Origin of the sequence: Streptomyces sp. NPDC002809 (genome assembly GCF_040295435.1) — a bacterium.
Classification (GTDB): domain Bacteria; phylum Actinomycetota; class Actinomycetes; order Streptomycetales; family Streptomycetaceae; genus Streptomyces.
In genome coordinates, this window is sequence record NZ_JBEOVJ010000113.1 from 1 (window position 1) to 23,876 (window position 23,876).

General features: G+C 72.6%; 22 protein-coding genes and 1 riboswitch. Of the genes, 11 read left to right on the forward strand and 11 right to left on the reverse strand.

Annotation, left to right across the window (positions count from 1 at the left end; genetic code table 11):
- Nucleotides 1-109 precede the first annotated feature (109 nt).
- From amaP to ABT025_RS36480, 5 genes are read right to left on the reverse strand one after another with little or no spacing between them, the layout of a single operon-like run.
- On the reverse strand, nt 110-697 hold the full coding sequence (amaP, locus tag ABT025_RS36460; RefSeq protein WP_351002971.1) for an alkaline shock response membrane anchor protein AmaP: 588 nt from the start codon (nt 695-697) through the stop codon (nt 110-112).
- Nucleotides 694-1,380: a DUF6286 domain-containing protein gene (locus tag ABT025_RS36465; protein WP_351002972.1), complete on the reverse strand. Its 687-nt coding sequence runs from the start codon at nt 1,378-1,380 to the stop codon at nt 694-696. The genes amaP and ABT025_RS36465 overlap by 4 nt, the downstream gene beginning before the upstream one ends.
- Nucleotides 1,377-1,739: an Asp23/Gls24 family envelope stress response protein gene (locus tag ABT025_RS36470; RefSeq protein ID WP_502972114.1), complete on the reverse strand. Its 363-nt coding sequence runs from the start codon at nt 1,737-1,739 to the stop codon at nt 1,377-1,379. The genes ABT025_RS36465 and ABT025_RS36470 overlap by 4 nt, the downstream gene beginning before the upstream one ends.
- Entirely contained in the window at nt 1,736-1,927 is a 192-nt protein-coding gene (locus tag ABT025_RS36475; protein ID WP_136330255.1) for a hypothetical protein, read from the reverse strand. Before ABT025_RS36475 ends, ABT025_RS36470 begins: the two co-directional genes overlap by 4 nt.
- Before the next feature lie 31 nt (nt 1,928-1,958).
- Nucleotides 1,959-2,453, reverse strand: coding sequence for an Asp23/Gls24 family envelope stress response protein (locus ABT025_RS36480; RefSeq protein ID WP_351002974.1), 495 nt, complete (start codon nt 2,451-2,453; stop codon nt 1,959-1,961).
- 92 nt (nt 2,454-2,545) lie between these two features.
- Here ABT025_RS36480 and ABT025_RS36485 point away from each other — a divergent pair, with 92 nt between their 5' ends.
- Complete coding sequence (locus ABT025_RS36485; RefSeq protein WP_351002975.1) at nt 2,546-3,265, forward strand: hypothetical protein; 720 nt, start codon at nt 2,546-2,548, stop codon at nt 3,263-3,265.
- 63 nt (nt 3,266-3,328) lie between these two features.
- Here ABT025_RS36485 and ABT025_RS36490 read toward each other — a convergent pair whose 3' ends face one another.
- The 3 genes from ABT025_RS36490 to ABT025_RS36500 form a co-directional block, all read right to left on the reverse strand.
- Nucleotides 3,329-4,120, reverse strand: a complete 792-nt coding sequence (locus ABT025_RS36490; protein ID WP_351002976.1) for an enoyl-CoA hydratase/isomerase family protein — start codon at nt 4,118-4,120, stop codon at nt 3,329-3,331.
- 160 nt (nt 4,121-4,280) lie between these two features.
- Nucleotides 4,281-4,502 carry a helix-turn-helix domain-containing protein gene (locus ABT025_RS36495; protein ID WP_007263382.1) on the reverse strand — a complete coding sequence of 74 codons (222 nt, stop codon included), beginning with the start codon at nt 4,500-4,502 and terminating at the stop codon, nt 4,281-4,283.
- 403 nt (nt 4,503-4,905) lie between these two features.
- Nucleotides 4,906-6,504, reverse strand: a complete 1,599-nt coding sequence (locus ABT025_RS36500; RefSeq protein ID WP_219572420.1) for an ABC-F family ATP-binding cassette domain-containing protein — start codon at nt 6,502-6,504, stop codon at nt 4,906-4,908.
- A gap of 279 nt (nt 6,505-6,783) precedes the next feature.
- On the opposite strand from ABT025_RS36500, the gene ypfJ reads away from it, so the two are divergent.
- Nucleotides 6,784-7,674 (forward strand): KPN_02809 family neutral zinc metallopeptidase, encoded by an 891-nt coding sequence (gene ypfJ, locus ABT025_RS36505; RefSeq protein ID WP_351002977.1) that lies wholly within the window; start codon nt 6,784-6,786, stop codon nt 7,672-7,674.
- A gap of 159 nt (nt 7,675-7,833) precedes the next feature.
- The gene (locus ABT025_RS36510) at nt 7,834-8,244 is read left to right on the forward strand and encodes a VOC family protein (protein WP_351002978.1); all 411 of its coding nucleotides are present in this window, start codon (nt 7,834-7,836) and stop codon (nt 8,242-8,244) included.
- A 121-nt stretch (nt 8,245-8,365) separates the two neighbouring features.
- On the opposite strand, the gene ABT025_RS36515 is transcribed toward ABT025_RS36510, so the two are convergent.
- The 3 genes from ABT025_RS36515 to ABT025_RS36525 form a co-directional block, all read right to left on the reverse strand.
- On the reverse strand, nt 8,366-9,673 hold the full coding sequence (locus ABT025_RS36515; protein ID WP_351002988.1) for a hypothetical protein: 1,308 nt from the start codon (nt 9,671-9,673) through the stop codon (nt 8,366-8,368).
- A gap of 186 nt (nt 9,674-9,859) precedes the next feature.
- Nucleotides 9,860-10,987 carry an alpha/beta hydrolase gene (locus tag ABT025_RS36520; protein WP_351002979.1) on the reverse strand — a complete coding sequence of 376 codons (1,128 nt, stop codon included), beginning with the start codon at nt 10,985-10,987 and terminating at the stop codon, nt 9,860-9,862.
- A 119-nt stretch (nt 10,988-11,106) separates the two neighbouring features.
- Entirely contained in the window at nt 11,107-11,772 is a 666-nt protein-coding gene (locus ABT025_RS36525) for a class II aldolase/adducin family protein (RefSeq protein WP_351002980.1), read from the reverse strand.
- A 236-nt stretch (nt 11,773-12,008) separates the two neighbouring features.
- On the opposite strand from ABT025_RS36525, the gene ABT025_RS36530 reads away from it, so the two are divergent.
- From ABT025_RS36530 to ABT025_RS36565, 8 genes are all read left to right on the forward strand, one after another.
- Nucleotides 12,009-13,292, forward strand: coding sequence for an inorganic phosphate transporter (locus ABT025_RS36530; RefSeq protein ID WP_351002981.1), 1,284 nt, complete (start codon nt 12,009-12,011; stop codon nt 13,290-13,292).
- A 34-nt stretch (nt 13,293-13,326) separates the two neighbouring features.
- Complete coding sequence (locus tag ABT025_RS36535; protein ID WP_351002982.1) at nt 13,327-13,560, forward strand: hypothetical protein; 234 nt, start codon at nt 13,327-13,329, stop codon at nt 13,558-13,560.
- 161 nt (nt 13,561-13,721) lie between these two features.
- Nucleotides 13,722-13,852: riboswitch (cobalamin riboswitch) on the forward strand.
- 143 nt (nt 13,853-13,995) lie between these two features.
- Entirely contained in the window at nt 13,996-15,024 is a 1,029-nt protein-coding gene (locus ABT025_RS36540) for a cobalamin biosynthesis protein (RefSeq protein WP_351002983.1), read from the forward strand.
- Nucleotides 15,021-16,562 carry a cobyric acid synthase gene (locus ABT025_RS36545; RefSeq protein ID WP_351002984.1) on the forward strand — a complete coding sequence of 514 codons (1,542 nt, stop codon included), beginning with the start codon at nt 15,021-15,023 and terminating at the stop codon, nt 16,560-16,562. Before ABT025_RS36540 ends, ABT025_RS36545 begins: the two co-directional genes overlap by 4 nt.
- A gap of 20 nt (nt 16,563-16,582) precedes the next feature.
- Entirely contained in the window at nt 16,583-20,248 is a 3,666-nt protein-coding gene (cobN, locus tag ABT025_RS36550; RefSeq protein ID WP_351002989.1) for a cobaltochelatase subunit CobN, read from the forward strand.
- Between the two features lie 133 nt (nt 20,249-20,381).
- Entirely contained in the window at nt 20,382-22,421 is a 2,040-nt protein-coding gene (locus ABT025_RS36555) for a putative cobaltochelatase (protein WP_351002985.1), read from the forward strand.
- On the forward strand, nt 22,421-23,020 hold the full coding sequence (gene cobO, locus ABT025_RS36560) for a cob(I)yrinic acid a,c-diamide adenosyltransferase (RefSeq protein ID WP_351002986.1): 600 nt from the start codon (nt 22,421-22,423) through the stop codon (nt 23,018-23,020). Before ABT025_RS36555 ends, cobO begins: the two co-directional genes overlap by 1 nt.
- On the forward strand, nt 23,014-23,876 hold an 863-nt coding region (locus ABT025_RS36565; protein ID WP_351002987.1), incomplete at its 3' end, for a cobyrinic acid a,c-diamide synthase CobB. The genes cobO and ABT025_RS36565, both read left to right, overlap by 7 nt.

Consider the following 23,876-nt stretch of genomic DNA (forward strand, 5'->3'; position numbering starts at 1 on the left):
GCCCCTGCCCGCCGCGCGCCCCCCGCCCGCCCACCTCACCACCCCGGCCCCGGCGGGGGGGCCCGCCCCCCCCCGTGCCCCCCCCCCCTCCGGCGTTGTGCACCGCGCGTCAGCTCACTCGTTCCGCACGGTGCTTGACCGCCTTCAGCCGCACCTCGGCGGGCAGTTGCGCCAGGCCGGCCGAGTCCCGGGCATGGGCCAGCGCCTCGTCGGTGAGCCGGCCCAGCGCCTCGTCGGGGGCGGCGTGCGGTTCCATCAGCAGCCGGATCCGGGCCTGCGGAGCGCTGCGCCTGCCGGTCAGGACGACCTGGGCGCGGGCCACCCCGTCCAGGGCGCCCGCCTCTCCGGCGAGCACGCCCTCCAGGGCGCGGCCGCGCAGCAGCGCGCCCTCGCCGTCGCCGCTGTCCACGAGCACTTCGGAGAGGCGGGCCCGGCGCAGCTGGGCCAGCAGCCACCACAGCGCGAGCACCACCAGGACCGCGAGGACCGCGATCACCACCGGCCACCACCAGCCCTCGGAGCGCCAGCGCTCCCGGTCCGCCTCACTGAGCAGTACGTCGTGCTTGCCGTACCAGGGCCACCAGGACGGTACGGAGAGCCCGAGCGCGGCGGCCAGTACCCCGCCGCCCACACAGACCAGCACCAGTCCGGCCAGGCCCAGCAGTACCCGGTTGACGGTCCTGAGCACGCCGCTCACCCCTTCTTCGCCGGTCGGCGGACGTGGACGGTCAGGCTCGGCCGCCTGGCCAGTCCGAGTTCCCTGATGCCGGTGGAGAGCACGGTGTCCAGATCGGCCCGTACATCGTCGAGTTCACGGAAGTGCGAGACGGCCCGCACCCCCACCTTGCCGCGTCCCATCCGGACCCGGACCGACTGCACACCGGACACCTCCACGGCCCGGTCGCGCAGGACCATGGCCGCCGCGGTCCGGTCGAGGGCCGCCCGTACGCCCGGGCGGTCCCGGCGCATCGGGAGCAGATCACGCAGTCCGGGCGTGAGCGCGAGGACGATCAGCCACAGGCCGACCGCCACCGCGACCGAGGCGCCCGTCAGCACCCAGACGTCGTCCAGCGGCCGCTCGGCCAGTTCACGGGCCAGCGAGCGGCGCCAGCGCATCGCCGGGTGGTCGGCGCGGACCGCAGCGACGTCGTAGAGGAGCAGTCCCGCGCCGCCCAGGACCACGAGGGCGGTGATCCCCGCGGGAATGCGGCGGGCGGACCAGAAGCGGCCCGCTCCGCCCTCGCTCCGTTCCTTGGCCGGGACCGGGTCGTACGCCGCGGACGACGCCGACTGGTCGAGTTCGAGCACGTCCCCGTGTTCCACCGGCTCGACGGTGGGCAGACGCTGCGTGCCGTGTTCCGGGTTCTGGGGCTCGGTCATCGGATCCTCCCCTGCGCCGCGAGGCTCGCTCCTGAGGGGTGCAGGCGCTCGACCTGTACGGCCACTTCGGGCACCTCCATCCCCGCCAACGCCTCTACCCGTTCGGCGACCCGCCGACGCACCGCGCCGCACTGGCGCCCGATGTCACTGGGATATCCGAGCTCCAGAGTCACCCGTACGCGAGCGGTGTCACGGTGCACCGTGACCGTCGCCCGCGGCGAGGCGGCGTCCTTCGCGGGCTCGTCGACCGCCTCCTTCGCCGCCTGCGCGGCGATCTTCGCGACGACCCGGTCGGCGATCCGGGTCTCCCCGCGCTCCGCGGCGGCAACCCGGCCGTCCGCCCCCGACACCCCCGTCACCGCCGTCGGTCGCCGCGATCGCGACTCCGGAAGAAGTCGCCGGGTTCCAGGTCACCGTCGAGGAAGCGACCGGCGATGAAGCCGATCGCCCCCAGCGCGGCCACCAGCAGAAAGGCACCGAACCCGCCGAAGTACCCGGCGAACCCGAGCGCCATGCCGGCCACCATGCCGACCACAGCCATACTCATCTGCGCTCCTCAACTGCCTTTGACGGGAGGACTACTGGAGACGTGGCTCGGGCTGGTCCTCGTCGTCGTCCTCGTCGGGCAGCTTCACATCGCTCACCGCGATGTTGACCTCGACGACTTCGAGACCCGTCATCCGCTCGACTGCCGCGACAACGTTCTCCCGTACATCACGGGCGACATCGCCGATCGACACGCCGTAGTCGACGACGATCTCCAGATCGAGGGCCGTCTGGGACTCGCCCACCTCGGCCTTCACGCCCCGGGTGACGGACTTGGAACCGCCGGGGACTCGGTCGCGCACCGCGCCGAACGTCCGGGACAGTCCGCTGCCCATCGCGTGGACGCCGACCACGTCGCGTGCCGCCATTCCGGCGATCTTCTCGACGACTCCGTCGGCGATCGTCGTACGGCCGCGGGTGGCGGGGTCTCCCCCGCCGCGCTTGGTCAGCTGGTTGCTCCTGCTGTCGCCGCCGGTCGAGTCCTTGTCGAGGCTCTCGGGCCGGTTCCGCTGTGGGGTGTCGGTCATCGCCGTTCTTCCCTTCAGGACAGATTGGACTTCCTTGCCCACATTAAGTGCGCTTGCCCCGTCTCGCGCCGTGGATGCGGCAGGCTGAGGCAATGACGACGGCTGACGGCTCGCAGAGAGCCCAAGGATGGACGGCCGCGGTCCGGCAACGGCTCGGTCTGGGCCGGCTGCTCCCGCTGGGTGGTCCGGCGGACGGGGCCTGGATCTCGGAACGGGCCGCGACCGGCGTGCTGCGCCGGGCGGTGGGCGGTCCCGGGCCGGTTCTGCTGGAGCTGCGGATCGCCGTGGCCGATGCCGGGGCGGCTCCCGCCCCGCAGGTGCCGCCGCCACCGAGCGCCCTGCCACCGGGCCCGCTGCGGATCGAGGCGATGGTGGCCGCGACGGCGCACCAGCCGATTCCGGCCGCCGCCGCGGCGCTGCGCTCCGCTCTGCTGACGGCTGCCGCAAGGCGGCTCGGGCTGGTGGTCGACGAGGTGGATGTCCAGGTGGCGGAGTTGCTGGACACCGAACCGGAACGGGCCGAACCGCCCCCTGTCGAGGTGCGTCCGGCGGATCCGGAGAGCGCGGCAGGTCGTGCGGCCGCTGGAGTGACAGGGGTCGCGACGTTGACGCGGGTGCTGGGCGCATCCGTGCACACGGGCCCGGACCACGTGCGGGTCGAGCTGGCGACGGACGCCGGTTACCGGGCGCTTGACGTGGCCCGCGCGGTGCGGGCGGCCGTGGCGCAGGCGGTGGACGGGAATCCGCCGGTCGCGGTGCTGGTCACGGCGGTGACGGAGGGACCGGGGGCGAAGGGCTCGTCGGCCGGCTGATGCGGCACCGGGCTCCCGGCAGTGTGCCCGGGAGCCCGGTGTCGCGTCAGTGACGGTGCGAAGTCAGTCGGCCGTGCCCGAGAGGTCACGCAGCCGACGGCCCTGCGCGGCACGCTCGGCGGCGCGCTGCTCCTCGTACGTACGGGAGACGGCGCCGCTCAGCAGGGCCTTGGTCTCGATGACGGCGTCGCGCGGGGCGGCGATCAGGGCACCGGCCAGATCGCGGGCGGCTCCTTCGAGCTCCGCGGCGGGCACCACGAGGTTGGCCAGGCCGGTGCGTTCGGCCTCGGCGGCGTGCACGAAGCGTCCGGTGGCGCAGATTTCGAGCGCGCGCGCATACCCCACCAGGTGCACCAGGGGGTGCGTGCCGGTGAGGTCGGGCACCAGCCCGAGGCTGGTCTCGCGCATGGCGAACTGCACGTCCTCGGCGACGATCCGCAGATCGCAGGCGAGAGCGAGCTGGAAGCCCGCGCCGATGGCATGTCCCTGGACGGCCGCGATCGACACGATGTCGTTGCGGCGCCACCAGGTGAACGCCTCCTGGTACTCGGCGATGACCGCGTCGAGCTCGGCCTCCGGGCCGCGCCCCATGTCGAGGAACGACGGCTCACCGTCGAACCCCTCGGGGGTGAAGGCCTGGCGGTCGAGGCCGGCGGAGAAGGACACACCTTCGCCGCGCAGCACGACGACCCGCACACTGCCGGGCAGAGCCCGTCCGGCCTCTGTCAACGCCCGCCACAGAGCGGGGGACTGAGCGTTGCGCTTGGCCGGATTGGTGAGGGTCACCGTGGCAACCGCGTCGTCGACGGTGAGTCGTACGCCGTCCTTGTCGAGCACAGTGTCGAGCGAGGTCATGGAGCGCCTCCGGATCGGGGTGCCGTCAGTACAGTCAGCACAGAGCTAAGTGACTGAACAGTAACCACCCGATCGACCGCACGATCGACCGGGTGGCCACCGCCGAAACCGGTGAGCCCCGGGACGGGTCATGCGACCTGGCCCGATCCGCGGACGCCTGTCAGGCCGCCGCGGCCTTCTTGCCTCGTGTCGCTCCGCCACGTCCCCGCAGCGTCACTCCGGACTCGCTGAGCATCCGGTGGACGAATCCGTAGGAGCGGCCCGTTTCCTCGGCCAACGCCCGGATACTCGCACCGGAGTCGTACTTCTTCTTCAGGTCTGCCGCGAGCTTGTCGCGCGCGGCGCCGGTTACCCGGCTGCCCTTCTTCAGAGTCTCGGCCACCCGTGCCTCCTCGTGGGAAGTGCGCTCTGGACTCTCATGATCACCCCTCGGGGCCGTCCTGGCCACCCATTCGGCAAGGTCCGTGCAAGCGGATCGGCGCCCCCGGAGGACACCGACATGACCGGAATCATGCATTCCGCTGGGCTGTGGGGGCAGTGGGGGAACAGCGCCGGAGGAACGGCCAGGTCAGGGCCGCACGGGGGCCGGGGCCCCTCATGCGTGCACCCGGCAGGTATCTGCCGGGTGCCGCGCCGAGGTACGAGACGTCCTCACACAGATGATGGATCACGCGTAGGCCGAATGATCCAGTGCGAGTGGATCAGTGGGCCGCGGCAGCCGGAACACGGCCGCCGCACACAGGACCGGCGGCCGGGGGCAGGCCCCGGCACGCGGCCGGCCCGGGTCAGGCCAGCGAGACCAGGTCCCGGTAGTCCGCACCCCACAGGTCCTCGACGCCGTCCGGCAGCAGGATGATCCGCTCGGGCTGGAGCGCCTCGACCGCGCCCTCGTCGTGCGTGACGAGGACGACCGCGCCCTTGTACGTGCGCAGCGCGCCGAGGATCTCCTCGCGGCTGGCCGGGTCGAGGTTGTTGGTGGGCTCGTCCAGGAGGAGCACGTTGGCGGAGGAGACCACCAGCGTCGCCAGGGCGAGCCTGGTCTTCTCGCCGCCGGACAGGACCCCGGCGGGCTTGTCCACGTCGTCACCGGAGAAGAGGAACGAACCGAGGGTCTTGCGGACCGCGACGAGGTCGAGGTCCGGCGCCGCGGAGCGCATGTTCTCCAGGACGGTGCGGTTCGGGTCGAGGGTCTCGTGCTCCTGGGCGTAGTAGCCGAGCTTGAGCCCGTGGCCCTCGATGATGTCGCCGGTGTCGGGCTTCTCCGCACCGCCGAGGAGGCGGAGCAGGGTGGTCTTGCCCGCACCGTTGAGGCCGAGGATGACGACCCGGGAGCCCTTGTCGATCGCCAGGTCGACGTCGGTGAAGATCTCCAGCGACCCGTAGGACTTGGAGAGGCCCTCCGCCATCAGCGGGGTCTTGCCGCACGGCGAGGGGTCCGGGAAGCGCAGCTTGGCGACCTTGTCGGAGACCCGGACGGCCTCCAGCCCGGAGAGCAGCCGGTCGGCGCGCTTGGCCATGTTCTGCGCGGCCACGGTCTTGGTGGCCTTGGCACGCATCTTGTCGGCCTGGGCGTTGAGCGTCGCGGCCTTCTTCTCGGCGTTCTGACGCTCGCGCTTGCGGCGCTTCTCGTCGGCCTCGCGCTGCTGCTGGTAGAGCTTCCAGCCCATGTTGTAGACGTCGATCTGTGAGCGGTTGGCGTCGAGGTAGAAGACCTTGTTGACGACCGTCTCGACCAGCTCGACATCGTGGGAGATCACGATGAATCCGCCGCGGTAGCTCTTGAGGTAGTCCCGCAGCCAGACGATCGAGTCGGCGTCGAGGTGGTTGGTGGGCTCGTCGAGGAGCAGGGTGTCGGCGTCCGAGAAGAGGATCCGGGCCAGCTCGACACGGCGGCGCTGACCACCGGAGAGCGTGTGGAGCGGCTGGGCGAGCACCCGGTCGGGAAGGCTGAGGGCCGCGGCGATGGTGGCCGCCTCGGCCTCGGCCGCGTATCCGCCCTTGGTGAGGAACTCCGTCTCCAGGCGCTCGTACTTCTTCATCGCCTTCTCGCGGGTGGCGCCCTTGCCGTTCGCCATCCGCTCCTCGTTCTCCCGCATCTTGCGCAGGATCTCGTCGAGGCCGCGTGCGGACAGGATGCGGTCGCGGGCCAGCACGTCGAGGTCGCCGGTGCGCGGGTCCTGCGGGAGATAGCCCACCTCGCCGGAGCGGGTGATGGTGCCGGCCGCCGGGGTGCCCTCGCCCGCGAGGCACTTGGTGAGGGTGGTCTTGCCCGCCCCGTTGCGGCCGACGAGGCCGATGCGGTCGCCCTTGGCGATACGGAAGGAGGCGGATTCGATGAGCATGCGGGCGCCGGCGCGCAGCTCGATGCCGGAAGCGGTGATCAAGGGAAAAACTCCAGAGCGGTATGGACGGCGGAGGAACGGCTAGCGATTCACGACTCGACGCCGTTACTCACGCACACGCACAAGGAGAATTGCCATGAGGACCAGTCTACTGGCGGTGTCCAACCACTTCTCCGCCCGCTCCCACCACGGTTGGCCGAAGATCGCCCAGCGCGCCCGGCCCACTCCACCACGTGAGCAAAAGAGGGCATAGAGGTGTGAATTATCCGATACTCGGCGCATGGCTGTGCCGCAGCCGCGAGCGGAGCAGAGGGTGGTGGCATGCAGTTCGACGACGACGCCGATCTGGACACGTCCGAGGTCCAGGACACGCGCGGCAGCCGCATCCCGGGCGGCAGGGCCACCGTGGGCGGCGGGATCGCCGGGGTCGTCGCACTGATCCTGGGACTGCTCTTCGGGGTCGGTCCCGATCAGCTCGGACTCTCCTCCGGCGACTCGGGCACGACCGCGACCGCTTCCTCGGCCGCACAGGTCGAGCAGAACTGCCGGACGGGCCGGGACGCCAACACCAAGGACGACTGCCGGACGGTCGCGGTGGTCAACAGCGTGCAGGACTACTGGGGCCAGGAGTTCCAGCGGCGCGACGCCACGTACGGGGGCGCCCGCACGGTCCTGTTCACCGACCGGGTCGACACGGCCTGCGGGTCGGCGACCTCGGCCGTGGGGCCGTTCTACTGCCCCGGTGACCGGCAGGTCTATCTGGACCTGGGCTTCTTCGACGAGCTGCGGACCAAGTTCGGGTCCAGTGGCGGGCCGTTCGCCGAGGCGTACGTCGTCGCACACGAGTACGGACACCACGTCCAGAACCAGATGGGAACGCTGGCCCGCTCGCAGGACGGGCGGACCGGCGAGAACAGCAATGCGGTGAAGGTGGAACTGCAGGCGGACTGCTACGCCGGGGTCTGGGCGAACCACGCGACGACCACGCCCGCCGAGTCGACCGGCCGGCCGCTGATCACCGAGCTCACCCGGGCGGACATCCGGGACGGCCTCGACGCGGCGGCCTCGGTCGGGGACGACCGGATCCAGGAGAGGTTCCAGGGCCGGGTCACCCCGGAGTCCTGGACGCACGGCTCGGCAGCGCAGCGCCAGCAGTGGTTCACCACCGGCTTCCGCAGCGGCGACATGGCCGACTGCGACACCTTCCGCTGACCTGGGCGGGCGGCCCGGACGGCGCGGAGACGGCGTCGCACCGTCCGGGTGCGCAGCCGGCGTCGCGCAGAGCATTGTCAGTGGCCGGTGGAAGACTGAGACGCAGATCACAGACGGGCCGCCGCGGGCCCGGTACGACGCGAGAAGGGGATGAGCACGATGACAGACGCAACGGCGGGCGTTCCGACGGTCTATCCGACGATTCTGTACGACGACGCGAAGGCCGCGATCAAGACGCTCACGGAGGGCCTCGGCTTCACCGCGGAAGCGGTGTACGAGAGCGAGGACGGCACGGTGATGCACGCGGAGCTGTCCTGCGGGAACGGCAGGGTGATGCTGGGCTCCAAGGGCCGCGAGGGCGTATTCGCCAAGGCGATGCACGGGGCGGGGCCGGCCGGCGTCTACGTGGTGGTCGACGAGGTCGACGCCCACCACGCGCGGGCGGTCGAGCACGGCGTGGAGATCCTGATGCCGCCCACCGACCAGGACTACGGCTCCCGGGACTACATGGCGCGGGACGCGGAGGGCAATGTGTGGAGCTTCGGGACGTACGCCCCCGGGTCGGGCTGAGGGGGCGCGGCTGCCCGCGGCGGGCTGAAAGCGCCCCCGCTGCCGCGGATGTGCGGCAGCGGGGAGAAAGCAAGCCCCTACGGCGGTCGAGGAGCGGCGGTTCGGGGGCGGAGCCCCCGGTTCAGGCTCCGCCGGTGTGCACTTGGAACGCCGCCTTGCGGACCGCTTTGGCGAGCGCGGGGTCGGGGTGCGCGGCGGCCAGGGCCACCAGGACCTGGACGGTGCGCGGGTGGCCGACGGCCCGTACCTCGTCCAGCAGTGCCGGGACGGTGCCCTGCACGGCCGAGTCGAGGTGCCGGACGAGCAGTCCCGTCTCGCCGTGGTCGGCGACGGCCGCCGCGGTGTCGACCCAGAGCCAGGTGGCCTCCTCGCGGCTGAGGACCTCCTGGGCGTCCTCGGGGTCGGTCCCGTCGTACTCCGCGAGCCAGAGCAGCGCGTAGGGGCGCAGCGACGGGTCGGTCACGACGGAGCGCACCTCGGGCTCGGCCGGTGCGCCGACGACGCGCAGCGCCTCGAAGGCGAGCCCGCGCAGCAGGGCGTCCTCACCGCGGGCCACACCGAGGAGTTCGGCGACGGCGCTGCCGACGGGGCGGGCGGCCAGCCAGGCGCGGTATTCGGCACGGGCCGGTCCGGGAGTGAGGCGGGCGCAGCCGAGCAGCATGTCGGCGGCGGACTGCTCGATGTTCCCGGCCGGGCTCTGGGCGGCGACGCAGATCTGCTCCAGCTTGACCCAGACCGCCCAGTTGCCGAGCGGGGTCAGGGTGGCGGTCCCTACGCCGAGGGTGAGCGCGCCGACGGCGGCCAGCCCCTCCAGGGCCCAGTCCAGCAGGCGGGCGACCAGCGCGGCGGGGTGGGCGGTCGGCGCCGGCGCGGCGGCGGGCAGCGGCTCGGGCCCGTACGGCACCTCGCAGCGCTCCTCGTGCAGCTCCGCCACGCGCTGGCCGAGCAGGTCCAGGAGGGCGGGCACGGTGACCGGGCCCGCCGAGAGCTGGAGAAGGGAGAGCACCTGGGGCACGGCCTCGACGGCCTCGGCGACGGCGGAGGACTCGATGCCCTGCGGTGCGGGGTGGACGAGCGACCAGGCGTCGAAGAGGGCCACCCAGCCGCGGAGCACGGCGGAGTCGTCGCGGTCCCAGGCGCGCAGCCGCCAGCCGGGCCGAGCGGTGTCGCCGTGCAGCTCCACGAGTCCGGCGAGCCTGGCCCTGTCCCAGCCGGAGCGGACCTGGGCCGGGGACAACTCCAGCGCAGCCGCAGCCCGTTCGAGGGTCTGGGCGGCCAGTGGAGGCGTGCCGGAGCTCGCGCCGTCGGCCGCCCAGCGGGCGATCCGTACGGCGTCGGCCAGAGCGGTCCTGGCCTGACGGGCCAGTTCCGCCCGGGGCGGGGTGCCCTCGGGCGGGCGGGGCGCCGGCCTGGTGCGCCGGGTTGTCACGGCCTTGCGAGCCGTGGCGAGGGGTCGCGGGCGGACAAGTCGCAGCCTGGAGTCGCGCGGGGTACGGGACGTCACGGGGAGCAGTCTTGCCTCTGACGGCCCGAAAGCCCAAACGGAACCTGGATCACCGGTGTCGGGGGCGTGGCCGCACCGGCCGGGACCAACCGGCCGAAGCGGTACATCAGCTCACATCAGGGGCGTGAGGAAGCGCCGCAGCGTCTCTTCGTAGCGGGCCGGGCCGGCATTCCACATCGCCGCATGCGGAGCCTGGGGTACGGCGTGCAGGGCGATCAGGTCGGGGCGGCGGGCGGCGAGCTCCCGGGACGGCTGCCAGGAGGCCAGGGTGTCGTCGGGTCCGTGGAAGATCAGCGTCGGGACGTGCAGGGTCCCGGGCAGCGACGCGTCCAGGAGCCGGGCTCCCCGCAGTCCGGTCTGCCCCTGGGCGGCACGGACCGCGAGAGGCAGCAGGGCGGCGGGGACTCCCCGGGCAGCGGCCAGGGCGCGCAGGGTGGCGGCCCAGTCCAGCACCGGCGAGTCGAGGACGAGACCGCAGATCCGGTCCCTCAGCGCGGAGTTGACGCAGGCGTGCAGGGCCATCGAGGCGCCGGTGGACCAGCCGTGCAGGACGACTTGCTCGGCGCCGTAGCGCACGGCGAAGCGGATGGCCGCGTCCAGGTCCCGCCACTCGGACTCGCCGAGGTGGGAGAGCCCGTCCGGGGATCGGGGCGCTCCGGGGTCCCCGCGGTAGGCGAGGTCGAGCACGGGCAGCTGCTGCCCGTGCAGGAAGCCCGTCAGGTTCAGCGGGTGTTCCCGGGTGGTGCCGATGCCGTGCACGGTGATGACCCAGGTGTCACGGGAGCCGGGCACGAACCAGGCGGGCAGACCGCCGAGTTCGCCGGGGATCTCCACCTCGCGGAATTCGAGGCCGAGGGCCGTGGAGGGGTCGCCGCTGTGGAGCTCGGGCGTGATGCGGACCTTGGCGCCGGGGCGCAGGGTGCCGCGGTTCACGCGTTCCAGCCGGCGTACGACGGTGTCGGGGGCCTGGTGGGCCTGGTCGATCACCGGGCCGACCACGGCATGGACGTCGTCGCCCACCAGCCCGTAGGTGCCGGGCCGGAGCGAGGTGAAGGACCGGGTCAGGGTGACCTGCCCGGCCGCCGTCGCATGCACGGTCAGTCTGCGGTCGGCGGGGAGGGGGCGGCCGGACGGCGCCTTGAGGGCGACGTCGCCGGCGTACCGGCCGGCCGCGACCGCTGCCGCACCGACGCCGAGGATGGTGGTGACGGCTGCTGCCGTTGCTGTAGCCAGGCGCACGGCTTCAGCTTCACGGTCCGCGCCGCGTACGGCCAGTGGGCGGGGGCCGTACGGTGACCCGCCCCCGCCCCGCGCGGCCTCCGCCGGGGCCCGGCCCGGCCGACGCGCCCGTCCGTCGGCTATCGGCCCGGCTGCTGCCCGTACCCCTTCAGCGCTTCCTTGACGTCACTCAGCTGCTCCGGCGTGAGCAGGGCCGGGGTGCGGCCGGGTACGGAGCTCGCGGTGAGCCAGAGGCGGCACAGCCATTCGAGCTGGGCGGTCCGGTCGTACGCCTCGTCGAGGGTGGCGCCGTAGGTGACCGTGCCGTGGTTGCCCAGCAGGCAGCCGGTGCGGTCGCGCAGGGCGGCGAGCATGTTTCCGGCCAGTTCGTCGGTGCCGTAGCGGGCATAGGCGGCGACCCGGACAGGGCCGCCCAGCATCGCGGCGGCGTAGTGGACCGACGGCACCTCGGCGACGAGCGTGGAGACGGCCGTGGCGTGCACCGCGTGGGTGTGCACGACGGCGGCCGCGTCGGTGTTCCGGTACACCGCGAGATGGAGCGGGAGTTCGCTGGTGGGGACCATGTCACCGAGGACCTGGTTGCCCTCCAGATCGACGCCGACCAGATCCTCGGGGCGGAGCCGGTCGTACGGCACTCCGCTCGGGGTGACCAGCACGGTCTCGCCGACCCGCGCCGAGACGTTGCCCGAGGTCCCCACGACCAGCCCGTCGGAGGCCGTCCTGCGGGCGGTGGCGACGACCGCATCCCAGGCCCGTTCGATCGAATCCCGCCACTCGCTGCTCATTCGAAGATCCTTTCAACGGATGAGCGGCCCGCTGCCACCCCTCCCCCGCAGGCCCGCCCGAACGCCGGATTCCGGGCCCACACCGGCCTGCGCCGGAACCCCACCGTCGCGCGGCGGGCGAAAAGGGCGGCGGCACTCCGGTTGGAGTCACCGCAACGCCCCGCTCAGTTCATCTTCCGTTCACCCGGATTGCCTACGGTCCACGTGCCACTGACGTCGAACGATTGCCTGGGTAAATGGAACACATCACGCTGCTGCTCGCGATTGTGATCGTGACAGCTCTAGTGTTCGATTTCACGAACGGTTTCCACGACACCGCCAACGCGATGGCCACGACCATCTCGACCGGCGCACTCAAACCCAAGACAGCGGTGGCCATGTCCGCCGTTCTCAACCTCGTAGGCGCGTTCCTGTCGGTGGAGGTCGCCAAGACGATCTCCGGCGGGATCATCAACGAAGACGGACTCAGAACCGAGGTCATCTTCGCGGCGCTCGTCGGCGCCATCCTGTGGAATCTGCTGACCTGGCTGGTCGGTCTGCCGTCCAGCTCCTCCCACGCACTGTTCGGCGGCCTGATCGGCGCCGCGGTGATGTCCGCCGGCTGGTCGTCGGTCGACGGCGGCACCGTCGTCACCAAGGTGCTGCTCCCCGCGGTCGCCGCACCGGTCGTCGCCGGTCTGGCCGCGCTGCTGGCCACCAAGCTGACGTACCGCATCGGCGGGAAGGTCACCGGCGGCGCCCAGGAGAAGGCCACCGCCAAGGGGTACCGCGCCGGTCAGATCGCCTCGGCCGGGCTCGTGTCACTCGCGCACGGCACCAACGACGCGCAGAAGACCATGGGCATCATCACGCTCGCCCTGGTCACCGGCGGCGTCCTCTCCCCCGGCTCCAACCCGCCGGTCTGGGTCATCGTGTGCGCCGGCCTCGCCATCGCACTCGGCACCTACCTGGGCGGCTGGCGCATCATCCGCACCATGGGCAGCGGCCTGACGGAGCTGAAGCCGCCGCAGGGCTTCGCCGCCCAGACCAGTGCGGCCACCGTCATCCTGGCCTCCTCGCACCTCGGCTTCTCCCTCTCCACCACCCAGTCGTGCTCCGGTGCCGTCATGGGCGCGGGCCTCGGCCGCAAGGGCGGCGTGGTCCGCTGGTCCACCGCCACGCGGATGTTCGTCGCCTGGGGTCTGACCCTGCCGGCCGCCGGTCTGGTCGGCGCGGGCGCGGAGTTCCTCACCAAGCAGGGCACCTGGGGTGTCGTGGTCGTCGCGGCGCTGCTGATCGCCGGCTCCGGTGCGATCTGGATGCTGTCGCGCCGCAGGCCCGTCGGGCACGACGATGTCGCACCCGGCGGCCAGGACGAGGGCGCGGCGGCCGGTGACGACGAGCCCGCGGGCGTCGTCACCACCGCCATCGCGGCCGTCAGCCCGCCGCCCACGGCGGCTGCCCGGGCCCACGACCTCACGGCCACCATCCCGGCCCCGGCCGGACCGGTCACCGACCCGGCCCGACCTGCCACGGTCTAGGGACCCCAAGAGCCTCCGGTAAGGACAGATCCACATGAACATCGACTGGGCAGCCCTCGGCACCGTCTTCGGCGTCTCCCTCGTCGCCACCGTCGCGCTCGTGGGGCTCTTCACCCTCGGGATCGTCGGCCTCTCCAAGCAGCCGGAACCGGCCGCACCGGGCGGATCGGCCGGCGGATCGCTCGTGCTGGCCCGCGCCGGCGCGTACGTCTGCTTCGGACTGTGCGCCGCGGCGGTGGCCTACGGCATCTATCTGATCGTCGCCTGAGCCCCACCACTCACTCCCCGCTCCTCCGCATCGGGCCGGCCGCACCACGTGTGCGTCCGGCCCGATGTGCGTCTGAGCACACTGCACCGTCGCAGGTCAACGGCAAGTTGACGGGCGTTCGCAGAGCGTGGTGGACTGCCGGAGCCATTACGGCGACAGCAGAGGAAGCCGGTGCGAATCCGGCGCGGTCCCGCCACTGTCACCGGGGAGCAGTCCCCCACCACGGAAGTCACGGTCCACGCGAGCGGACTGGAAGACCGGGGGAACTGCGGATCCGGAAGCCAGGAGACTCTCGTCGCCGTCACGTCGAACCAGGGCGCGGACCCTGAGTGAGGACATATCGCCATGCCCGGCTGCCGTGCGTCCAGTCCTGTGCTGCTCCTGCCAGCAACCGCCTGTCCGAGGGTCCTTCGAGGCGCAACGGCCGGCTGAACCGTGCGTGCCGATCGCATCTTCGCGTACGGCGCCACGGCCGGTCTGATCGGCGATCTGCTGCTCGGTGACCCCCGCAGGGGCCACCCGGTCGCCGCCTTCGGGCGGGCCGCGGCAGGCGTCGAACGCCGTCTGTGGCGCGACCACCGCGGCTGGGGCGCGCTGCACACCCTGGTCTGCGCCGGAGGCGCCGCCGGGGCTGCCGCGCTGGCCACCCGTGCGCTGCGCCGCCACCCCGCCGCGTCCGTCGCCCTGACCGCCGCCGCCACCTGGTCCGTCGTCGGCGGTACGTCGCTGGGCCGCGAGGCCCGGGCCATCGGCGGCGCGCTCGCCGCCGGGGACATCGACCTGGCCCGTGAGCGGCTGCCTCACCTGTGCGGCCGCGACCCGCAGTCCCTGGACGGGCCGCAGATCGCCCGCGCCGTCGTGGAGTCCGTCGCGGAGAACACCTCGGACGCCGTCGTCGGCGCCCTGGTGTGGGGCGCGCTGGGCGGGGTCCCCGGACTCGTCGGGTTCAGGGCCGCCAACACGCTCGACGCGATGGTCGGTCACAAATCGCCCCGCTACCGGCGTTACGGCTGGGCCTCGGCCCGCCTCGACGACCTCGCGGGCTGGCCGGGCGCCCGGCTGACGGCCCTGCTCGCCGTGGCCGCCGGGGGGCGGCCACGAGGAGCGGTCCGGGCCTGGCGGGCCGACGCGGCCAAGCACCCTAGCCCCAACGCGGGCCCGGTGGAGGCCTCGTTCGCGGGCGCGCTCGGCGTACGGCTCGGCGGAACGCTCGCCTACGGCGGCCGGGTCGAACACCGCCCCGTACTCAACGGAGCCACCGGCCGGGCGGTCGAGAGCGAGGACATCGAGCGTGCCGTACGGCTGTCGCGCCGTGTGAGCGCGCTGGCCCTCGGCGTGAGCGTGGCGGCCCGCCTGGGCGCGGGTCTCGCGGCACGACGGATCGCAGGGGCCCGCACCGCGGGAACCCGGCACCCGGGGGCCCGTACCGCAGGGACTCGACTCTCAGGACGGAGACCGACATGAGCGGCGGACTGCTGGTCGCCGGGACCACCTCGGACGCGGGCAAGAGCGTCGTCACCGCGGGCATCTGCCGATGGCTGGTGCGCCGGGGCGTGAAGGTGGCACCGTTCAAGGCACAGAACATGTCGCTCAACTCCTTCGTCACCCGCGAGGGCGCGGAGATCGGGCGCGCCCAGGCCATGCAGGCCCAGGCCGCCCGGGTCGAGCCGACCGCACTGATGAACCCGGTCCTGCTCAAGCCCGGCAGCGACCGCTCCAGCCAGGTCGTCCTGATGGGGCGCGCGGTCGGCGAGATGAGCGCCCGCGGCTACCACGGCGGCCGGCAGGAGCAACTTCTGTCCACCGTCGTGGACTGCCTGGAGCAGCTTCGGGGCACGTATGACGCAGTGATCTGCGAGGGGGCGGGCAGTCCGGCCGAGATCAATCTGCGGCGCACGGACATCGTGAACATGGGCATCGCACGGGCCGCACGCTTCCCGGTGGTGGTCGTCGGCGACATCGACCGCGGAGGGGTCTTCGCCTCGTTCTTCGGTACGACGGCGCTGCTCTCGGCCGAGGACCAGTCGCTGATCGCCGGGTACCTGGTCAACAAGTTCCGCGGTGACGTCTCCCTGCTGGAGCCCGGCCTGGACATGCTGCGCGATCTGACGGGACGGCCGACGTACGGGGTGCTGCCGTTCGCCCACGGCCTCGGCATCGACGAGGAGGACGGCCTGCGGGTGTCGCTGCGCGGCACCGTACGGGAGTCGGTCGTCGCCCCGCCGCACGGCGAGGACATCCTGCGCGTCGCCGTGTGCGCCGTGCCGCTGATGTCCAACTTCACCGACGTGGACGCGCTCGCCGCGGAGCCGGGCGTCATCGTGCGGTTCGTGGACCGTGCCGAGGAACTGGCCGACGCAGACCTCGTCATCGTGCCCGGCACCCGCGGCACCGTGAAGGCGCTCTCCTGGCTGCGCGAACGCGGGCTCGCCGACGCGCTGCGGCGGCGGGCCGCCGAGGGCCGTCCGGTCCTCGGCATCTGCGGCGGCTACCAGATACTCGGCGAAGAGATCGAGGACGACGTCGAGTCGCGCGCCGGGAAGGTCGACGGGCTCGGGCTGCTGCCCCTGCGCATCCGGTTCGACCGCGAGAAGACTCTCGCCCGGCCGGTCGGCGAGGCACTCGGCGCCCCGGTCGAGGGGTACGAGATCCACCACGGCGTCGCGGACGTGCGCGGTGGCGAGCCGTTCCTCACCGACGGTCGGGGACAGCGCATCGACGGCTGCCGCTCCGGCGCCGTGTGGGGCACCCACTGGCACGGCTCGCTGGAGAGCGACGCGTTCCGCCGCCGCTTCCTGACGGAGATCGCACGGGCCGCCGGCCGCCGCTTCGTCCCCGCCCCCGACACCTGCTTCGCCGGTCTGCGCGAGGAACAGCTCGACCGCCTCGGCGACCTGATCGAAGAACACGCGGACACCGACGCGCTGTGGCGGCTCATCGAGTCGGGCGCACCGACAGGACTTCCCTTCATCGCCCCCGGAGCACCTGGAGCACGCGCATGAACGGCCCACTGACTACCCCGCTGAGCACCGTGCTGCTGTTGTCGACCGCCGACACCGACCTCCTCGCCGCCCGGGCCTCGGGCGCGCCCTTCCGGATCGGCAACCCGACCCGTATCGATGTCCACGAGGAACTCCCCGCTCTGATCGAGGGGTCCTCCATCGCCGTGGTCCGTCTGCTGGGCGGCAAGCGCGCCTGGGAGGACGGACTCGCGACGCTCAAGGCCTCGGGCATCCCGACCGTGCTGCTCGGCGGCGAGGCGGTGCCGGACGCAGAGCTGATGGCCGAGTCGTCCGTACCGGCCGGCGTCGTCGCCGAGGCGCTGCGCTACCTCGTGGAGGGCGGTCCCGGCAACCTCGTCGAACTGGCCCGCTTCCTCTCCGACACCGTCCTGCTGACCGGGCACGGCTTCGCCGAACCGCAGAAGATGCCCGAGTGGGGGCTCCACGGCAGCCGTACGTTCACCGAGGGCCGCCCGACCGTCGGCGTGCTCTTCTACCGGGCGCACCACCTCTCCGGCAACACCTCGTTCGTCGACGTGCTGTGCGACGCGGTCGAGGCACGCGGCGCCAACGCCCTGCCCGTGTACTGCGGTTCGCTTCGCGGCGCGGACGCCGGGCTGTACGAGCTCCTCGGCCGGGCCGACACCCTGGTCGCCACCGTCCTCGCGGCCGGCGGCACCCGCGCGTCGGACGCCTCCGCCGGGGGCGACGACGAGGCCTGGGACATCGGCGCGCTCGCCGAACTGAACGTGCCGGTGCTCCAGGGGCTCTGCCTCACCTCATCGCGCGCCACCTGGGAGGCGTCCGACGCTGCCCTGACCCCGATGGACGCGGCGATGCAGGTCGCCATCCCCGAGTTCGACGGCCGGCTGATCACCGTGCCGTTCTCCTTCAAGGAGCAGGGCCCGGACGAGGTGCCGGTGTACCGCGCCGACCCCGAACGCGCCGCGCGCGTCGCCGGGATCGCCGTGCGCCACGCCGTCCTCAAGCACAAGACCAACGCCGAGAAGAAGCTGGCCCTGGTCTTCACCGCCTACCCCACCAAGCACTCCCGCGTCGGCAACGCCGTCGGCCTGGACACGCCCGCCTCCGCGGTCCGTGTCCTGGACGCCCTGCGCGACGCCGGATACGGGGTCGACGGTCACCCGGACGACGGCGACGAGCTCATCCACCGCCTCATCAACGCCGGTGGCCACGACGTGGAGTGGCTGACCGAGGAACAGCTCGCCGCGGCTCCCGCTCGGGTTCCGCTGGCCGACTACCGGCGGTGGTTCGCGAAGCTGGAGCCCGGGCTGCGCGACTCGATGCTGGAGCACTGGGGCGAGCCGCCGGGCTCGCTGTACGTGGACGGGGACGACATCGTCCTCGCCTCGCTGCAGTTCGGGAACGTGGTGGTGCTGATCCAGCCGCCGCGCGGCTTCGGCGAGAACCCGATCGCGATCTACCACGACCCCGACATGCCGCCCTCGCACCACTACCTGGCCACCTACCGCTGGCTGGAGGCCGCGGCGTCGGACGGGGGCTTCGGCGCCGACGCCGTCGTCCACATGGGCAAGCACGGCACGATGGAGTGGCTGCCCGGCAAGGGTCTCGGCCTGTCCGCCGGCTGCGGCCCTGACGCGGTGCTCGGCGAACTGCCGCTGATCTACCCGTTCATCGTCAACGACCCGGGAGAGGGCACCCAGGCCAAGCGCCGCGGCCACGCCACCGTGGTGGACCACCTGGTCCCGCCGATGGCCCGCGCCGACACATACGGCGACCTCGCAAAGCTGGAGCAGCTCCTCGACGAGTACGCGCTGGTCAGCGACCTGGACCCGACGAAGGCACCCTCGGTGCGGGCGCAGATCTGGACGCTGGTCAAGGCCGCGGAGCTCCACCACGACCTGCATGTCGACGAGCAGCCGGGCGACGACGTCTTCGATTCGTTCGTCATGCACATCGACGGCTACCTCTGCGAGATCAAGGACGTCCAGATCCGCGACGGTCTGCACGTCCTGGGCGGCGGCCCGGTCGACGAGGCCCGCGTCAACCTGGTCCTCGCAGTGCTGCGTGCCTCGCAGGTGTGGGGCGGCACGGCGAACGCGCTGCCGGGTCTGCGGGCCGCGATCGCCGAGCACTTCGGACTCGGCGAGAAGGAACTGCTGGGCGAGCCGGGCGCGGCCGTGAAGGTGCCGGCGGAGCTGAGTGAGCTGGTGGACGGCCCGGCACGGACGGGCGCGGACGCGATCGATCTGCTGGAACAGCTGTGCCGCCGGCTCGCGGAGGGCATGGAGGCGCGCGGCTGGGACGTGACCGCGGCAGCGGACCTGGTACGGGAGGTGCTGGGCTTCGAACTCCCGGCCGCCGTCGCCGTCCTGGGCTTCGCCTGCGAGGAGGTCGTGCCCCGGCTGGCCCGGACGACCGACGAGATCGACCACATCCTCCTCGCCCTGGACGGCGGCTTCGTCCCGGCCGGCCCCTCGGGTTCGCCGACGCGCGGGCTCGTCAACGTGCTGCCGACCGGCCGCAACTTCTACTCGGTGGACCCGAAGGCGATTCCGTCCCGGCTGTCGTGGGAGGTCGGCCAGTCCCTCGCCGACTCGCTGATCGCCCGGTACCTCACCGACACGGGCGACTACCCGAAGTCGGTCGGCCTGACCGTGTGGGGCACCTCCGCCATGCGCACCCAGGGCGACGACATCGCGGAGGTCCTGGCGCTGCTCGGCTGCCGCCCGGTGTGGGACGACGCGTCCCGCCGGGTGACCGGCTTCGAGGTGGTACCGGTGAGCGAGCTGGGCCGGCCGCGCATCGATGTGACGGTCCGCATCTCGGGCTTCTTCCGGGACGCGTTCCCGCACGTGGTGGGGTTGATCGACGACGCGGTGCGCGCGGTGGCGGAGCTGGACGAGCCGGCCGACGCCAACTACGTACGGGCGCACGCCGACGAGGACACGGCGGTCCACGGCGACCGGCGACGGGCCACGGCACGCATCTTCGGCTCGAAGCCGGGGGCGTACGGGGCGGGCCTGCTGCCGCTGATCGACGCGCGCAACTGGCGGTCGGACGCGGACCTGGCCGAGGTGTACGCGGTCTGGGGCGGTTACGCGTACGGGCGCGGGCTGGAGGGGCGGGCGGCGCGCGGGGACATGGAGACGGCGTTCCGGCGGATCGCGGTGGCGGCGAAGAACGTCGACACGCGGGAGCACGACCTCGTCGATGCGGATGACTACTTCCAGTACCACGGCGGCATGGTGGCCATGGTGCGGCATCTGACGGGTGAGTCACCCGAGGCGTACGTGGGGGATTCGGCGACGCCGGATCAGGTGAAGACCAGGACGCTGGGCGAGGAGACGCACCGGGTGTTCCGGGCGCGGGTCGTGAACCCGCGCTGGATGGCGGCGATGCGGCGGCACGGGTACAAGGGTGCCTTCGAGATGGCGGCGACCGTGGACTACCTGTTCGGGTACGACGCCACGGCCGGCGTGGTCGACGACTGGATGTACGAGAAGCTCTCGGCGGAGTACGTCTTCGACCCGGAGAACCGGGAGTTCATGCAGAAGTCCAACCCCTGGGCACTTCGCGGGATTTCGGAACGGTTGCTGGAGGCAGCCGAACGGGGGCTCTGGGCGGAGCCGGACGCGGACACGCTGGAGCGGTTGCGGGCGACGTACCTGGAGCTCGAAGGCGACCTGGAGGGCGACGCGTGAGCGGACGTCGCGTGGCGCCCGCGGCAGGCGTTTCCCCTACCCGCCCCTTCCCGAACCGGGGGCTCCGCCCCCTGACCACCGCTCCTCAAACGCCGGAGGGGCTGACGACAAACCGCTCCCCCAAGGAGGCCTCGTGAGTACGCCGTACCCCTTCACCGCCATCGTCGGGCAGGACGATCTCCGGCTCGGACTGCTCCTCAACGCGGTGAGCCCTGCTGTGGGCGGCGTCCTCGTGCGGGGCGAGAAAGGGACTGCCAAGTCCACCGCCGTGCGCGCGCTGGCCGCGCTCATGCCGGAGGTTTCCGTCGTCCCCGGATGCCGGTTCTCCTGCGCCCCGGACGCGCCCGATCCGGCGTGTCCCGACGGGCCCCACGAGGCCGGATCCGGCGTGTCGCGGGCCGCGCGGACCGTGGAACTGCCCGTCGGCGCCTCCGAGGACCGGCTCGTCGGGGCGCTCGACATCGAACGGGCGCTCGCCGAGGGCGTGAAGGCCTTCGAGCCGGGGCTGCTCGCCGACGCGCATCGCGGGATCCTGTACGTCGACGAGGTCAATCTCCTCCACGACCATCTGGTCGACCTGCTGCTGGACGCCGCCGCCATGGGTGCCTCGTACGTGGAGCGCGAAGGCGTCTCCGTACGGCATGCCGCCCGCTTCCTGCTCGTCGGGACGATGAATCCCGAAGAGGGCGAACTGAGGCCGCAGTTGCTCGACCGGTTCGGGCTGACCGTCGAGGTCGCCGCGTCCCGTGAGACGGATCTGCGGGTCGAGGTGGTGCGGCGCCGGCTCGCCTACGACGACGATCCGGCCGCGTTCGCCGCCAAGTGGGCGGACGAGGAAGGCGCGTTGCGGGCCCGGATCGTGGCTGCTCGCGCGCTGCTGCCGCAGGTCGGTCTGGGTGATGGCGCGTTGCGCCAGATCGCGGCCACCTGTGCCGCCTTCGAAGTGGACGGCATGCGGGCCGACATCGTGATGGCGCGGACCGCCACGGCGCTGGCCGCCTGGGCGGGGCGGACGGACGTGCTGGCCGAGGATGTGCGGCAGGCCGCCCTTCTCGCGCTCCCCCACCGGCGTCGGCGCAATCCTTTCGACGCGCCGGGCCTGGACGAGGACAAGCTCGACGACACGCTGGAGCAGAACAGCGGCGAGGGCGAGGATCCGGACCCGGACGGGCCCGACGGCGGCGGCCGGCCGCCGGAGGGCGACGGGCCCGACACGCCGCCGCAGGGCGGGGACGGGGCGGATGACACGCCCGAGCAGTCCGTGCCCGAGCAGTCCGTGCCGGAGCAGGGCAAGGAGCAGGAGCCGGCGCAGGGACAGCCCTCCGGTGGCGGCGAGCAGCAGCCCGTACGGTCCGGTGAGCCGTTCCGTACGAAGATGCTGAGCGTTCCCGGTCTGGGCGAGGGCGCTGCGGGGCGGCGGTCCCGGGCGCGTACCGAGCACGGGCGGACGACGGGTGCTCGGCGTCCGCAGGGCGCGCTGACCAAGCTGCATCTGGCCGCGACCGTGCAGGCCGCCGCCCCGCATCAGCGGGCACGGGGGCGTTCGGGCCGGGGACTGGTCGTGCGGCGGGACGATCTTCGGCAGGCGGTGCGGGAGGGGCGCGAGGGGAATCTCGTGCTGTTCGTCGTGGACGCGTCCGGGTCGATGGCGGCCCGGCAGCGGATGACCGCCGTGAAGGGCGCGGTGCTCTCGCTGCTGATGGATGCCTACCAGCGGCGGGACAAGGTCGGGCTGATCACCTTCCGGGGCAAGGACGCCGAGGTGGTGCTGCCGCCGACATCGTCCGTGGACGCTGCCGCCGCGCGGCTGGAGATGCTGCCGACCGGTGGGCGCACCCCGGTGGCCGCCGGGTTGTTGAAGGCCCATGACGTGCTGCGGGTGGAGCGGCTCCGCGATCCGTCGCGGCGGCCGTTGCTCGTCGTGGTGACCGACGGGCGGGCCACCGGGGGGCCGGAGCCGGTGGCGCTGGCCGCGCGGGCGGCCCGGCTGCACGAGGCCGATGGCACGGCGTCCGTCGTCGTGGACTGCGAGTCGGGTCCGGTACGGCTCGGGCTCGCGGGAAGTCTCGCGGGTGAACTGGGCGGCACCGCCGTCACGCTCGACGAGCTGCGGGCCGATTCGATCGCCGGGCTGGTCAAGGACGTTCAGTACAACAACAGGAGGGCCGCCTAGTGCCGCAGGGACAGCCGACCACCGTGCCGGACGACGGGCTCACCACCCGTCAGCGCCGCAACCGTCCGTTGCTGATGGTGCACACCGGCATCGGCAAGGGAAAGTCGACGGCGGCCTTCGGGCTCGCGCTGCGCGCCTGGAATCAGGGGTGGCCGATCGGGGTGTTCCAGTTCGTGAAGTCGGCGAAGTGGAAGGTCGGCGAGGAGAACGCGCTGAAGGTCCTCGGCGCGAGCGGCGAGGGCGGGTCCGTCGCCTGGCACAAGATGGGCGAGGGCTGGTCCTGGGTCCAGCGCGACCAGCAGCTCGACAACGAGGCGGCGGCGCGGGAGGGCTGGGAACAGGTCAAGCGCGATCTGGCCGCCGAGACGCACCGGCTGTACGTCCTCGACGAGTTCGCCTACCCGATGCACTGGGGGTGGGTCGACACCGACGAGGTGGTCGAGGTGCTGCGCAACCGGACCGGCAACCAGCATGTGGTGATCACCGGCCGCAACGCGCCCGCGGCGCTGCTGGACGCGGCGGACCTGGTGACCGACATGTCGAAGGTGAAGCACCCGATGGACGCCGGGCAGAAGGGCCAGAGGGGCATCGAGTGGTGAGTGTTCCGCGCCTGGTCATCGCCGCGCCGTCGTCCGGCAGCGGCAAGACGACCGTCGCGACGGGGCTGATGGCCGCGTTCGCCGGGCGGGGGCTCGCCGTGTCCGGGCACAAGGTCGGCCCCGACTACATCGATCCGGGCTACCACACCCTCGCCACCGGCCGGCCGGGGCGCAATCTCGACGCGTACATGTGCGGGCCCGAGCTGATCGCCCCGCTGTTCGCGCACGGTGCGCAGGGCTGCGACCTGGCGGTGGTCGAGGGTGTGATGGGGCTGTACGACGGGGCTGCGGGCCAGGGCGAGCTGGCGTCCACGGCCCAGGTGGCGAAGTTGCTGCGGGCGCCGGTGGTGCTGGTCGTGGACGCGTCGTCGCAGTCCCGGTCGGTGGCGGCGCTGGTGCACGGCTTCGCGTCGTGGGACACACAGGTGCGGATCGGCGGGGTGATCCTGAACAAGGTCGGCTCCGACCGGCACGAGGCGTTGTTGCGGGAGGCCCTGGACGAGTCCGGGGTGCCGGTGCTGGGGGTGTTGCGGCGGGCCGCGCCGGTGGCGGTTCCGTCGCGGCATCTGGGGCTGGTGCCCGTGGCGGAGCGGCGGGGCGATGCGGTGGCCGCTGTCGCGGCGATGGCGGGGCAGGTGGTGGCCGGGTGCGATCTGGGGGCGCTGATGGCGTTGGCCCGGTCCGCGCCGGAGCTGGGTGCGGGTGGGGGTGCGGGTGTGTGGAGCGCGGCCGAGGCGGTGGGCGCCTGCGGCGGGCCTGTTCCCCTCCCCGCCCCTTCCCGTAACCGGGGCTCCGCCCCGGACCCCGCGCCTCAAACGCCGGCGGGGCCGGACGGTACACCGGAGGGGCTGGGAAG